The sequence below is a fragment of the Benzoatithermus flavus genome, from assembly GCF_037908215.1.
Taxonomy (GTDB): domain Bacteria; phylum Pseudomonadota; class Alphaproteobacteria; order Geminicoccales; family Geminicoccaceae; genus Benzoatithermus; species Benzoatithermus flavus.
Genome location: NZ_JBBLZC010000002.1, coordinates 55,591 through 68,357 on the forward strand (window position 1 = coordinate 55,591; position 12,767 = coordinate 68,357).

Annotated in this window: 10 protein-coding genes; 7 read left to right on the top strand and 3 right to left on the bottom strand. The window is 68.8% G+C overall.

The window, feature by feature from the left end:
• The first annotated feature begins 61 nt into the window (after nucleotides 1-61).
• From U1T56_RS02655 to U1T56_RS02680, 6 genes are all read left to right on the top strand, one after another.
• Nucleotides 62-1,102, top strand: a complete 1,041-nt coding sequence (locus U1T56_RS02655; RefSeq protein ID WP_418157892.1) for a rod shape-determining protein — start codon at nucleotides 62-64, stop codon at nucleotides 1,100-1,102.
• Nucleotides 1,103-1,196: 94 nt separating this feature from the next.
• Entirely contained in the window at nucleotides 1,197-2,102 is a 906-nt protein-coding gene (mreC, locus tag U1T56_RS02660) for a rod shape-determining protein MreC (protein ID WP_418157893.1), read from the top strand.
• 8 nt (nucleotides 2,103-2,110) lie between these two features.
• Nucleotides 2,111-2,629 carry a rod shape-determining protein MreD gene (gene mreD, locus U1T56_RS02665; RefSeq protein WP_418157894.1) on the top strand — a complete coding sequence of 173 codons (519 nt, stop codon included), beginning with the start codon at nucleotides 2,111-2,113 and terminating at the stop codon, nucleotides 2,627-2,629.
• Nucleotides 2,613-4,472 (top strand): penicillin-binding protein 2, encoded by a 1,860-nt coding sequence (gene mrdA, locus U1T56_RS02670; protein WP_418157895.1) that lies wholly within the window; start codon nucleotides 2,613-2,615, stop codon nucleotides 4,470-4,472. The genes mreD and mrdA overlap by 17 nt, the downstream gene beginning before the upstream one ends.
• Entirely contained in the window at nucleotides 4,469-5,620 is a 1,152-nt protein-coding gene (rodA, locus tag U1T56_RS02675) for a rod shape-determining protein RodA (protein ID WP_418157896.1), read from the top strand. The genes mrdA and rodA overlap by 4 nt, the downstream gene beginning before the upstream one ends.
• 91 nt (nucleotides 5,621-5,711) lie before the next feature.
• A complete protein-coding gene (locus U1T56_RS02680) occupies nucleotides 5,712-7,388 on the top strand; it encodes a thiamine pyrophosphate-binding protein (protein WP_418157897.1) in 1,677 nt (558 codons plus the stop codon).
• Here U1T56_RS02680 and U1T56_RS02685 read toward each other — a convergent pair whose 3' ends face one another.
• Nucleotides 7,389-8,741, bottom strand: coding sequence for a glutamine synthetase family protein (locus tag U1T56_RS02685; RefSeq protein ID WP_418157898.1), 1,353 nt, complete (start codon nucleotides 8,739-8,741; stop codon nucleotides 7,389-7,391).
• Between the two features lie 73 nt (nucleotides 8,742-8,814).
• Nucleotides 8,815-9,135, bottom strand: coding sequence for a thioredoxin TrxA (gene trxA, locus U1T56_RS02690; RefSeq protein WP_418157899.1), 321 nt, complete (start codon nucleotides 9,133-9,135; stop codon nucleotides 8,815-8,817).
• A 174-nt stretch (nucleotides 9,136-9,309) separates the two neighbouring features.
• Here trxA and U1T56_RS02695 point away from each other — a divergent pair, with 174 nt between their 5' ends.
• On the top strand, nucleotides 9,310-10,998 hold the full coding sequence (locus tag U1T56_RS02695; protein ID WP_418157900.1) for an amidohydrolase: 1,689 nt from the start codon (nucleotides 9,310-9,312) through the stop codon (nucleotides 10,996-10,998).
• Nucleotides 10,999-11,035: 37 nt separating this feature from the next.
• Here the strand turns inward: U1T56_RS02695 and U1T56_RS02700 are convergent, their stop codons facing one another.
• A complete protein-coding gene (locus U1T56_RS02700) occupies nucleotides 11,036-12,718 on the bottom strand; it encodes a M20/M25/M40 family metallo-hydrolase (RefSeq protein WP_418157901.1) in 1,683 nt (560 codons plus the stop codon).
• Between the last annotated feature and the right edge of the window lie 49 nt (nucleotides 12,719-12,767).

A 12,767-nucleotide genomic window follows, 5' to 3' on the forward strand; every position in this document is an offset into this window, starting at 1 on the left:
AGCGGAGCGATCCGCTCCATCCCTTGCGCGTGCGACGACGCCAGGAACGGATTCCCGCTAGATGTTCTCGAGACTGCTCGGCCTGTTCTCCGCGGACATGGCCATCGACCTCGGCACCGCCAACACGCTCGTCTATGTCAAGGGCCGCGGCATCGTCCTGAACGAGCCCTCGGTCGTGGCGATCGCGACCAACCGCGGTCGGCGCCAGATCCTCGCCGTCGGCGAGGAGGCGAAGCAGATGGTCGGCCGCACTCCCGGCAATATCGAGGCGATCCGTCCCTTGCGGGACGGGGTCATCGCCGACTTCGAGGTCGCCGAGGAGATGATCAAGCACTTCATCCGCCGGGTGCATCCGCGGCGCGGCTTCGCGAGTCCGCGGGTGATCATCTGCGTGCCCTCGGGCTCGACCGCGGTCGAGCGCCGCGCCATCCAGGAGAGCGCCGAGAGCGCGGGTGCGCGGCGCGTGTTCCTGATCGAGGAGCCGATGGCGGCCGCGATCGGCGCCGGCCTGCCCGTGACCGAGCCCACGGGCTCGATGGTGGTCGACATCGGCGGCGGCACCACCGAGGTGGCCATCCTGTCCCTCGGCGGCATCGTCTACGCGAAGTCCATCCGCGTCGGCGGGAACAAGATGGACGAGGCGATCATCAGCTACATCCGCCGCAACCACAGCCTCCTCATCGGCGAGGCCACGGCGGAGAACGTCAAGATGAGGATCGGCTCGGCCTGCCTGCCGCAGGACGGGCAGGGCGAGGTGATGGAGATCAAGGGACGCGACCTCATGAACGGCGTGCCCAAGGAGATCGTCGTCAGCCAGCGACAAATCGCCGAGAGCCTCGCCGAGCCCGTCAATGCCATCATCGAGGCCGTGAAGGTAGCGCTCGAGCACACGGCCCCCGAGTTGTCGGCAGACATCGTCGACAAGGGCATCGTGCTCACGGGCGGGGGCTCGCTTTTGGGTAATCTCGACTTCGTGTTGCGTCACTCGACCGGGCTGCCGGTGAGCGTGGCCGACGAGCCCTTGACGTGTGTGGCCATCGGTACCGGGCGGTGCCTCGAGGAGATGTCGACTCTGCGGCACGTGCTGCATACGGCATATTGATCGACGCTGTTCCGGCCCGCCGTTGCCGGCCGGGCGGAGGTGGGACGCTCGTGACGGATGACGACACCGGAAGGTGTCAACGGAGACGTCGCTGATGCTCTTTCTCGGCAGCAACTGGCCTCGTGTCGTCGTCCAGCTCCGTACGGCGATCGACCGGTCGGCGCTCGGGATCCTGATCGGGCTCTCCGTGCTGCTGCTCCTGCTCGGCAAGGCGGACATGAAGCTCGCCAACCTCGTCATCGAGCAGCTCGACGATGCGTCCGTGCCCGTGCTGCGGGTGCTCAACGAGCCGGTTGCCGCCGTGCGCGGCGCGTTCGACCGTTTGGGCGAGATGCTGGCCATCTACGAGGAGAACGCCAGGCTGCGCGAGGAGAACCGCCGGCTTTTGGCCTGGCAGGCAGAGGCGGCGAAGCTCACGGTGCAGAACAGAGCGCTGCGCCAGATGCTGCAGATTCCTCCCGTGGAGCGGGCGCCGAGCTGGACCACGGCCCGCGTGGTCGCCGATTCCGGGGGCGTGTTCGTGCACACCCTGCTCCTCGACGCCGGTGCCGACCGCGGCATCGTGAGCGGCATGCCCGCGGTCAGCCCGCAAGGCCTCGTCGGCCGGGTCATCGACGTCGGCCGGCACAGCTCGCGCATCCTGCTGATCACGGATTTCAACTCCCGTATCCCGGTCGTGGTCGAGAGCTCCGGCGACCAGGCGATTCTCGAGGGCGACAACACGGCCGAGCCGGCCCTGCGCTTCCTGCCGATCAATCCCGGCTTCAAGGTCGGCGACCGCGTCTTGACCTCGGGCCGGGGCGGCCTGCTGCCGCCCGGCCTCCTGGTGGGCCAGATCAGCGCCATCACCGACGGCAAGGTCGCCGTCCGCCCCTATGTCGACTGGGCACGGCTCGACTATCTCTCTCTCCTGAGGTCCGAGGGCGTGCTGCCGCCCGAGCCTCAGAGCGGCGTCCGGCACGGCGCCGGCACGCGCTCGCTTCAGGCGGCGAGGCCATGAGCGGCGGCATGCTCCGCCTGCTCGACCGGACCGCCCGCACGCTGGCGCCGTTCCTCACCGGGCTCGGCGCCGTGCTGATCGATCTGCTGCCGCTGCCCGATCCCGGACCGCAGAGCCTCGCTCCCTTGACCACGGTCTGCGTGCTCTATTTCTGGACCCTCTACCGGCCCGATCTCATGACCCCGCTCGCGGTGTTCGTCGTCGGGCTCGTGCTCGACGCGGCCGGCGGCATGCCGCTCGGGCTGACTTCGCTCTCGCTCCTGCTCGTGCGCAGCCTGCTCCTCACCCGGCAGCGCTTCCTCCTGGCACAGCCCTTCCTGGTCATCTGGGCGTGCTTCGTCCTCGTCGTCGCCGCCACGGCCGGCCTGCGCTGGCTGCTCGCCTCCTTGTGGTGGGGGCGGTTGTTCTCGCCGCAGCCGGTGGTGCTGGAGGCTGCGCTCACCGTGGCCATCTATCCGGTCGTCGGCTGGCTGCTCACCCAGTTGCACCAGCATGTCTCGGTGGCGTCCCATGCAGCAAGAAGCTGAGCGCGTCCGCAGCTTCACGCGCCGTGCGCTCTTCGTGGGCGGCGCGCAGGTGGTGCTCTTCGGTGCCCTGGTCGGCCGCCTCTATCATCTCCAGGTACAGCGCAGCGCCGAGTACAGCCTCCTGGCCGAGGACAACCGCATCGACCAGCGTCTCCTGATCCCACCCCGTGGCCGCATCCTCGACCGCAACGGCGTGGCGCTCGCGAGCAACGTGCCGACCTACCGGGTGCGCGTCGTCCGCGAGCAGGCCGGCGATCTCCGCGAGACGCTGCAGCGGCTCGCGCAGCTGATCAGCCTCACGCCCGAGCAGATCGAGGCCGTTCTCGCCGAGGCGCGCACACGCCGCGCGTTCATGCCGATGACGGTGCGAGAGGATCTGTCCTGGGACGAGGTCTCGCGGATCGCGGTCCACTCGCCCGAGCTGCCGGGAGTCGTGCTCGACTCCGGCCTCCTGCGCCAATATCCCTATGGCGAGGTCCTGTCGCATGTCCTCGGCTATGTCGGGGCGGTGAGTCAGGCCGAGCAGCAGCGCGACCCGGATCCGCTGCTGCAGCTTCCCGACTTCCGCATCGGCAAGAGCGGCATCGAGCGATCCTATGACAAGGTGCTGCGCGGCCGGGCGGGGCTCAGCCGCGTGGAGGTCAACGCGATCGGCCGCGAGATCCGCGAGCTCGACCGGACCGAGGGCGAGCCCGGCGAGGACGTCCAGCTCAGCCTCGACCTCGAGCTGCAGCGTTTCTGCTTCGCGCGGCTCACGAGCGAGCTCGCCGCCAGCGCCGTCGTGATCGACGTCCGCACCGGCGGCATCCTGGCGCTCGCCTCGGTCCCGAGCTACGACCCCGCCTCGTTCACGGGTGGCCTCAGCCGGCGCTTGTGGACCGAGCTGCGCGACAACCCGCGCCACCCGCTCGTGAACAAGTGCATCCGCGGCCAGTACCCGCCGGGCTCGACCTTCAAGATGATGACGGCGCTGGCAGGCCTCGAGTCCGGCGCCATCACCGAGACCACCCGGATCTTCTGCCCGGGCTCGGTCAGCCTCGGCACGGCCCGCTTCTATTGCTGGAAGGAGCACGGCCACGGGTCGATCAATCTCGTCAATGCCCTCGAGCAGTCCTGCGACTGCTATTTCTACGAGGTGGCGCGGCGCGTCGGCGTGGATGCGATCGCCGACATGGCGAACCGCTTCGGTCTCGGCCACCGGCTCGATCTCGACCTGCCGGGCGAGCAGCCCGGTCTGATCCCGACCCGCGCCTGGAAGAAGGCGACCTTCAGGCAGTCCTGGCAGAAGGGCGAGACGCTCGTCTGCGGCATCGGGCAGGGCTACGTCGCGGCAACACCCTTGCAGCTCGCCGTGATGACGGCGCGGTTGGCCAATGGCGGCCTCGCGGTGAAGCCTCGGGTCGTCCTGCCCAAGGATGCCCCGCCACTATCCTCGGTCGGCGTGTCCAGGGCTTCGCTCGAACTGGTCTTACGCGGCATGCGCGAGGTCGTGCACGGCGCTCGCGGCACGGCGCGGCAGGCGGCGCTGAACCTGCCCGGCATCGAGATGGGCGGCAAGACGGGAACCGCGCAGGTGCGGCGCATCTCGAAGGCCGACCGCGCCTCGGGCCGCCACAAGCGCGAGGACATTCCCTGGGAGGAACGCGATCATGCGCTCTTCGTCTGCTTCGCGCCTTACGCCAGCCCCAGGTTCGCCGTCTCGGTGATCGTCGAGCACGGGTTGCACGGCGCCTCGGCAGCGGCCCCGATCGCCAGGGACATCATGAAGAAGACCCTCGAGCTCTTCAAGGACACCATCGAGCCCCAGACGGCGACGGTCACCGAGCGCGGGAACGCTTCATGATCGCCTCGCCCCCGCCGCGCATCCGCCAGCGCGAGCTGTCGCTCGGCGAGAAGCTCCAGTGGGTGAACTGGCCGCTTCTCGCGCTTCTTCTCGTGATCGGGCTCATCGGTTACGCCATGCTCTATTCCGCGGGCGGCGGCTCGCACAGTCCGTGGGCCTGGAAGCACGGGCTGCGGCTTGCCGTGTTCCTGCCGGTGATGGTCGGGATAGCCCTCGTCGACATCCGGTTCTGGCTCAAGATCTCCTATCTCTTTTACGGCCTCGTCGTCGTCCTCCTGGTTGGCGTCGACGTGCTGGGCGAGATCAACAAGGGCGCTCAGCGCTGGCTCGATCTCGGTGTCATCCAGATCCAGCCGTCGGAGCTCATGAAGGTGGCGCTGATCATGGCGCTCGCCCGCTACTTTCACACCGCCTATCTCGACGACACGCGCCGGATCCTGTTCCTGCTGCCGGCGGTCCTCATGATCCTGGTGCCGGTGGGCCTCGTCCTCGTCCAGCCCGATCTCGGCACCGCGGTGACGCTTCTCGTGAGCGGGACGGCCATGCTGTTCATGGCGGGTGTCAGGATCTGGAAGTTCGTCGTCGTGGGTGCTCTCGGGGGGGCAGCGCTGCCCGTGTTGTGGGCGAAGATGCACGACTACCAGCGTCAGCGGGTCTACACCTTCCTCGATCCGGAATCGGACCCCCTGGGTTCCGGCTATCACATCATCCAGTCCAAGATCGCTCTCGGCTCGGGCGGATTCTGGGGCAAAGGATTCCTTCACGGCACCCAGGCCCAGCTCAGCTTCCTGCCCGAGAAGCAGACCGACTTCGCCTTCACCATGCTGGCCGAGGAGATGGGCTTCGTGGGGGCGGTCACCGTGCTCATGCTGTTCCTGGCCGTCCTCATGCTGGGCCTCGTCGTCGCCGTCCGCACGGCGAGCCAGTATTCGCGGCTGGTCGCAATCGGTGCCGTCATCAACCTCTTCATCTACGTCGCGATCAACGTCTCCATGGTGACGGGCCTCATCCCCGTCGTGGGCGTGCCGCTGCCGCTGATCTCCTATGGCGGCACGGCGATGCTCACGCTCGTGGTCAGCCTGGGCCTCCTGCTCTGCGCCGACGTGCACCGGAACCTCGTCATCCCGCGCTTCCCGTCCAACCTCTGAAGCGGCCGACCCTTGCCGCCGGGGCGGTTTACGTGGGCGTGCGATCGGTCTAAGCGGCTTCCATTCCATGCAGCGGTGGAAGAGGCGGCCCATGGCAGGTCAAGCGAGAACGGGCGGGCGCATCCTGGTCGATCAGCTCCGCATCCAAGGGGTGGAGGTCGCGTTCGGCGTGCCGGGCGAGAGCTATCTCGAGGTCTTGGACGCGCTGCACGATACGCCCGAGATCCGCTTCGTGGTCTGCCGGCAGGAGGGTGGGGCGGCGATGATGGCGGCCGCCTGGGGCGAACTCACCGGCCGGCCCGGTGTCGCCTTCGTGACCCGCGGTCCCGGTGCCACCAACGCCAGCGCCGGCGTGCACGTCGCTCAGCAGGACAGCCTGCCCATGGTGCTGTTCGTGGGTCAGGTCGACCGCGGCAGCCGCGAGCGCGACACCTTCCAGGAGGTCGACTATCGCCGCATGTTCGGCGGCATGGCGAAATGGGTCGCCGAGATCGACGATCCCGCCCGCATCCCGGAATTCGTCCACCGCGCCTTCGCCACCGCCACGGCCGGCCGCCCCGGCCCCGTCGTCCTCGCCCTGCCCGAGGACATGCTGGTGGAGAAGGCCACGGTCGTCGACGGACGGGCCTATCGACCCGTCGAGGCGGTGCCGGGGGCCGACGAGCTCGAGCAGCTCCGGCACCTGCTCGAGCGGTCGGTGCGCCCCTTCGTGATCCTGGGCGGCAGCGGCTGGAGCGCCGCCGGCACCGAGGCGCTCGCCGCATTCCTCGATCGCAACGACCTGCCCGCGGCCTGCGGTTTCCGCCGTCAGGATATTCTCGACAACCGGCACCGCTGCTATGCCGGTCATATCGGCCTCGGCGCCAACCCGAAGCTGATCGAGCGCATCCGCAGCAGCGACCTCGTGATCGCGATCGGCTCTCGCCTCGGCGAGACCACGAGCCAGAGCTTCATGCTGCTCGACGTCCCACGGCCGCAGCAGCGTTTTGTCCACGTCCACAACGACCCCGAGGAGCTGGGCCGGGTCTACCAGCCCGATCTGCCCATCCTCGCCGGCCTCAACGCCTTCGCCCGCGCCGTGGCCGCCCTGCCGCCCGTGTCGAGCCGGCCCTGGGCCGCAGCCACGGCCGAAGCACACGAGGTGGAGCTCGCCTGGCGCACGCCCGCTCCGATTCCGGGGGCCTTGCAATACGGCGAGATCGTGGCCTGGCTGCGGCGTGAGCTGCCCGAGGAGACGATCGTCACCAACGGTGCCGGCAACTACGCGATCTGGGTCAACCGCTTCTTCCCCTACCCGCGACTCGGGACCCAGCTGGCGCCTACCTCGGGCTCGATGGGCTACGGGCTTCCGGCGGCGATCGCGGCCAAGCTCGCTTGCCCGGACCGGCCGGTCGTGAGCTTCGCCGGCGACGGCTGCTTTCTCATGACCGGCCAGGAGCTCGCGACCGCCGTGCAGCACGAGCTGCCGATCATAACGATCGTCGTCGACAACGGCATGTACGGCACGATCCGGATGCACCAGGAGCGCGAGCATCCCGGCCGCGTCTCGGGCACCAGCCTCAAGAACCCCGATTTCGCGGCGTTGGCCCGCGCCTACGGTGCCTTCGGCGCCCGGGTGGAACGCACGGAAGAGTTCGCCCCGGCCTTCGCCGAGGCGGTGGCCTCCGGCCGGCCGGCGCTCCTCCACCTGATCCTCGATCCCGAGGCGATCACCCCGCGCACGAGCCTGAGCGAGATCCGTGCCGCAGCCCGTGCCGCGGGACGCTGATCACACGGTGGTCAGATACCACTCGTACTCGGTCGGCGTGATGCGGGCCTGGAATCGGTTGCGCTCGGACTCGCGGCAGACGGCGAGCAGGCGGCAGAAACGCTCGCCGAGATAGGCTGGTAGCACCTCGGCCCGCCGGAAGGCCCGTATCGCCTCCTCCCAGGTCAGCGGCAGGCTCGCCGGGACCTCGGCATAGGCGTTGCCGGTGACGGGAGGGGTGGGTTCCTCCTTCCGCTCGAGGCCGTGGAGGACGCCCGCCAGCACCGCGGCCAGCACGAGATAGGGATTGGCATCCGCACCGGCGACCCGATGCTCGATGCGCCGCGCCTTCGCCGGTCCCGGCGGGATCCGGAGCGCCACGGTGCGATTGTTCCGGCCCCAGGTGGGAGCCACGGGCGCATAGGAGTGCGGGCGCAGCCGGCGGTAGCTGTTGGCGTTGGGCCCCATGATCAGCATCGATTCGGTCATGAGCGCCTGCAGGCCCGCCACGGCGTGGCGCAGATGGCGCTCGCCGTCCTCGGTCTCGCCGAACAGGTTGCGGCCCTCCCGGTCGACCAGGCTCAGATGCACGTGCAGCCCGCTGCCGCTCTGCTCGACGAAGGGCTTGGCCATGAAAGTGGCGCGCTGGCCGGTGGCGCGCGCCGCCGCCTTGATGCAGCGTTTCAGCATGAGGGCGTGGTCGGCAGCCTCGACCATGTCGTCGACATGGCCGAGATTGACCTCGAACTGTCCCGGCCCGAACTCCGCGAGCGCTCCTTTCACCGGGATCTCCTGGGCCGTGGCGTAGCGGTCGACCAGCTCGAGGAACGGCTCCTGGTCCTCCATCCGTTCGGGCGCGAACACTTCGGTCTCGGCTGGGCGCCGCTGCCCGAGCCGCTCGCAGCGTGCGACCTGGGGCCGACCGTGCTCGTCCTCGGCGAGGTCGAGGAGATAGAACTCGAGCTCGAGGGCGGCGACGGGCTTCAGGCCCAGGGCTGCGAAGCGTGCCGCCACGCGGGTCAGCACCTCGCGCGGGTTGGCGAAGAACGGGGTGCCGTCGGGGTCGGCGAGCCCGCCGATGATCTGGGCACCACCGGGCCGCCAGGGCACGGGCCGAAGCGTGCGGGGATCGAGGGCGAGCGGGCGATCGGCGTCGCCTTCCTCCCAGACCAAGCCGCTCCGGTCCACGTTGGCGCCCGTCGTGTCGAGCGCGTAGAGCGAGGTGGTGAAGAAGGCCTCGCCGGCGAGAGCGCTCCTCAGCGCCTGGGGCGGGATGCGCTTGCCGCGCGGGATGCCGGCAAGATCCGGGAGGAGGAGATCGATCGATTCGGTGAGCGGATGCTCTTGGAGAAAGACGTCGAGCGCTGCGAGCATGATGCTCCGGGGAAGGGGGAGGCCTCCATGACGCGCCGCAGGAGGAAGGCCGCCCGGTCGCGGATGGGGCGGCTCAGAGGCTTTCCTTGACCCATTCGATGAGCTTGCTCTTGGGCAAGGCACCCACCTTGGTCGCCGCGACCTCGCCGTTCTTGAACAGCATCAGGGTCGGTATGCCGCGGACACCGTACTTGGTGGGGGTGAGCGGGTTCTCGTCGATGTTGACCTTCACGACCTCGACCTGATCGCCCATCTCGTTGGCGAGATCCTCGAGATAGGGAGCGATCATCTTGCACGGGCCGCACCACTCGGCCCAGAAGTCGACGACGACCGGCTTCGACGCCTTGAGCACGTCCTGCTCGAACGCGGTGTCGGTGGTCTGGCTGATGGCCATGATCGTTTCCAAAAAAGCTGTACCTCCCGCGGGGAAACCCTCGCGGCTCGACCGACACTAGGATTCGCCGAGCGCTGGCGTCAAGCCGCCGGGTAGGATGCCCATCCGAGGCGATATCGGCCCGTCCGTCCCGGAAGGCCGGGCGGCGAGGCGACCCGGTTCAAGGAGGATGGCGTGAGGACGGTTCTGCTGCAGATGTCGGTCATCGCGGCCCTCGCCGGCACGGCCGACCATGCCGGTGCTACGACCGCCGATCTCGTCTTTGAGCATGGCAACGTCCATACCGCGAACCCGGAACAGTCGCACGCAACCGGAATTGCCATCAGAGCCGGCAGGATCGCCCTCGTGGGTTCGGATTCTGATGTCGAGGCCTTGATCGGCGCCGGCACCCAGGTCGTCGATCTCCATGGTGCCACCGTTCTGCCGGGCCTGACCGATTCCCATTACCATCTAGCTTTGGTCGGGGCGCGTGAGGCGGGTTTCGATCTTGCCGGCACGACAGGGATCGAGGATCTCCGGACACGACTCGGAGCGAGGGTGGCGGTTGCGAAGCCTGGTGACTGGATCACCGGCAGCGGTTGGATCGAGGGGGCTTGGAAGCCAGCCGCATTTCCCACGCGCTTCGACCTCGATCCGGTCTCGCCGGACAATCCGGTTTTCCTGAGGCGAGGGGACCTGCACGCCGGGGTCGCCAACAGCGCGGCGCTGCGAATCGTCGGCATCGACCGGACCACCCCCGACCCGCCCGGCGGCGTCATTATGAGGGATGAGCAGACCGGGGAGCCCACGGGCATGCTGCTCGAGAGGGCGCAAGCGCTCGTCATGCGGCACATTCCCAAGCCGACCGAGGCGGACCTTCGCGAGCAGCTCGTGCTCGGCACGCAGCGAAGCATCGCGCATTGCCTTTGCCAGATTCATAACCCGGGCGGCAGCTATGCCATCATCGGTCGTCTGCGGCAGCTCTACACCGACGGACTGATCAAGCTGCGGGTCTACCAGGCCGTGAGCGGCCCTGGCCCGGATGCCGACCGGCTGCTCCAGGAAGGTCCGCTGCTGCGCCAGTTCGACGACCGCTTCACCGTGCGGGCGATCAAGCTTCTCATCGACGGCTCGCTCGGCTCACGGACGGCGGCACTGCTGGAACCTTACCTCGATGCCCCCGGCTCGGGGCTCTTGAGGGACGATCTCGACCGTATCCAGGCGATGCTCGCCACCGCCCTGCGCCAGGGCATTCAGGTGTGGACGCATGCGATCGGCGACCGGGCCAACCGGGTCGTGCTCGATCTGTACGAGCAGGCATTCCGGGCCGTGCCGCCGGCGGAGCGCAAGGTGCAGGAGCCGCGCTGGCGCATCGAGCACGCGCAGATCCTGGACCCGGCCGACCTGCCCCGCTTCGCCGTGCTGGGCGTGATCCCGTCGATGCAGCCCTCGCACGCGATCACCGACCTGCACTGGGCCGAGAGCCGGCTGGGCTTGGCACGCCTCGACCGCACCTACAAATGGCGGAGCCTCATCGCGAGCGGCACCATCGTCCCGGGAGGATCGGATGCTCCCGTGGAGTCGGGCGATCCGATGGTCGAGTTCTATGCCGCCGTCGCCAGGAAGGGCCTCGACGGCTTCTCGGGGCCGGGCTGGCATCCCGAGGAAGCGGTCACACGCGAGCAGGCCTTGAAGATGCTCACGATCTGGCCCGCCGAAGCGGCCTTCGAGGAGGATCTGCGCGGCTCGATCGAGCCGGGCAAGCTCGCCGATCTGTCGATCCTCTCGGCCGACATCATGCGCATTCCCGAAGTCGAGATCCCGAAGACGCGCTGCCTGATGACGATCATCGGCGGCGAGATCGTGTTTCGGGCGGCAGAATAGAGAGCGCTATGCCGAACCCGCGCAGACAACGGGCCGCCTATGGCCGGCCGGTGATCTCGAGCACGGCCTGGTAGACGAGCTCGGCGAAGCGACCCAGGCCGGCGAGCGACACCCGCTCGTCGTTGCCGTGCAGCCGCGCCAGTTCCTCGCCGCCCGCGACACCGCCGAGACCATAGGCCTTCACACCTTTCGCCCGCAGAGGGGCCGAGTCGGTCCCCGCCGGCAGGAGGAAGGGCAGCGTCACGGCTTTGGGAAAGACCTGGGCCTGGGCATGCTCGAGGGCTCGGTACAGGTCGCTTCCCAGGGGCGAGGGGGCCGGATCGACGGGAGGCGGCACGACCTCGATCGCGGGATCGCCGATCAGCTCGACGAGCCGCGCCACTGCCGCCGCCATGCCGGCATCCGGCACCTCGCCCGCATCGACGACCGCCTCCGCTTCGGCCGGAACGACGAGGGCCGGCCGTGCTGCCGGACTCACGAGTGCTGGCTGGCGGAAGAAGGCGCGGGTGGCCTCCTGCAGCCGCACCGGCATCCCCGTCGGGCCGATCCTGGCGACTGCGGCAGCGAGACGGGTAACGGCGTTGTCGAGCCTGCCGGCGGCACCCTGCCGGATGCTGCTCTGGGCGATCAACCGGATCTCGCGCAGCGGTGCCACCACCTCGACCGCAGGATCGTCGATCAGCTCGGCGAGCATCGCCACCATGGCCGGCAGATCCTCGCCGGGCAAGGCGCGAACGTCGATGGTCGCCTCGGCTTCGGCCGGGATCACGTTGGCGCGGAAGCCGCCCTTGATGATGGTCGGTGCCAGGGTCGTCCGCAGCATGGCGTTGTAGTAGATGCTCGTGGCGCGCAGCTTCTCCTGGGCGTCCGCGCTGCGCTCCGGGTCCTCGAGATCGCGATAGAGCGCCGCGTCGGCCGGCGGGCTGATCGGGGCGAGCTTTCGGAAGAAAGCGCGCGTGGTCTCGTTCAGGCGCATCGGCATCTGCAGCGCGCCGACCTTGGCGACAGCGGCGGCAAGATGCGTGATGGGATTGTCGAGGCGTGGCATCGAGCCGTGTCCCGAGCTGCCGCGGGCGACGAGACGGATACGGTGCGGCGCCTTCTCGCCGGTGGCGACCCCCGCATACTGGATCGCACCATCCTTTTCGAAGATCCAGCCGCCTTCGTTCAGAGCGTACTCGCAGTCGATCTTGTCCCAGTGCCGCTCGATCAGGAACCGGATGCCGGCCCGGCCGCCCGATTCCTCGTCCGCCTCGCCGAGCAGGATGACATCGCGCCGAAGCGGCACGCCCAGGCGGTGCAGCAGCAGGACGACTTCCAGGTTGACGGCCAGCATGCCCTTGTCGTCGAAGGCGCCGCGCCCGTAGAGAAAGCCGTTCTCGACCCTTGCGCCGAACGGATCGACCGTCCATCGCTCGCGCTCCACGCCGACGACGTCGAGATGCGCCATCAGCAGGAGCGGCCGATCCTCGCCGCTGCCCTCGAGGCGGGCCACGATGTTGCCGCGCCCGGGCTCCAGCTCGAGGATCTCGGCCGGAATGCCCTCCTGATTCAGGACATCCTCGATGTATCGGGCGGCTCTGGTCTCGTTGCCGGGCGGATTGGTGGTGTCGATGCGCACCAGGGCCGCGAGATGCTGCGCCATCTCCTCCTGCACCTGCTGCCAGTCGGGCAAAAGCGCCGGGCCGGCGGCCGCCGTCTCGCCGGCCACGAGCAGCATGGCGGCGATCCCCAGCGACCATGCCGCTCCCGGTCTTCGAGTCGCAGCC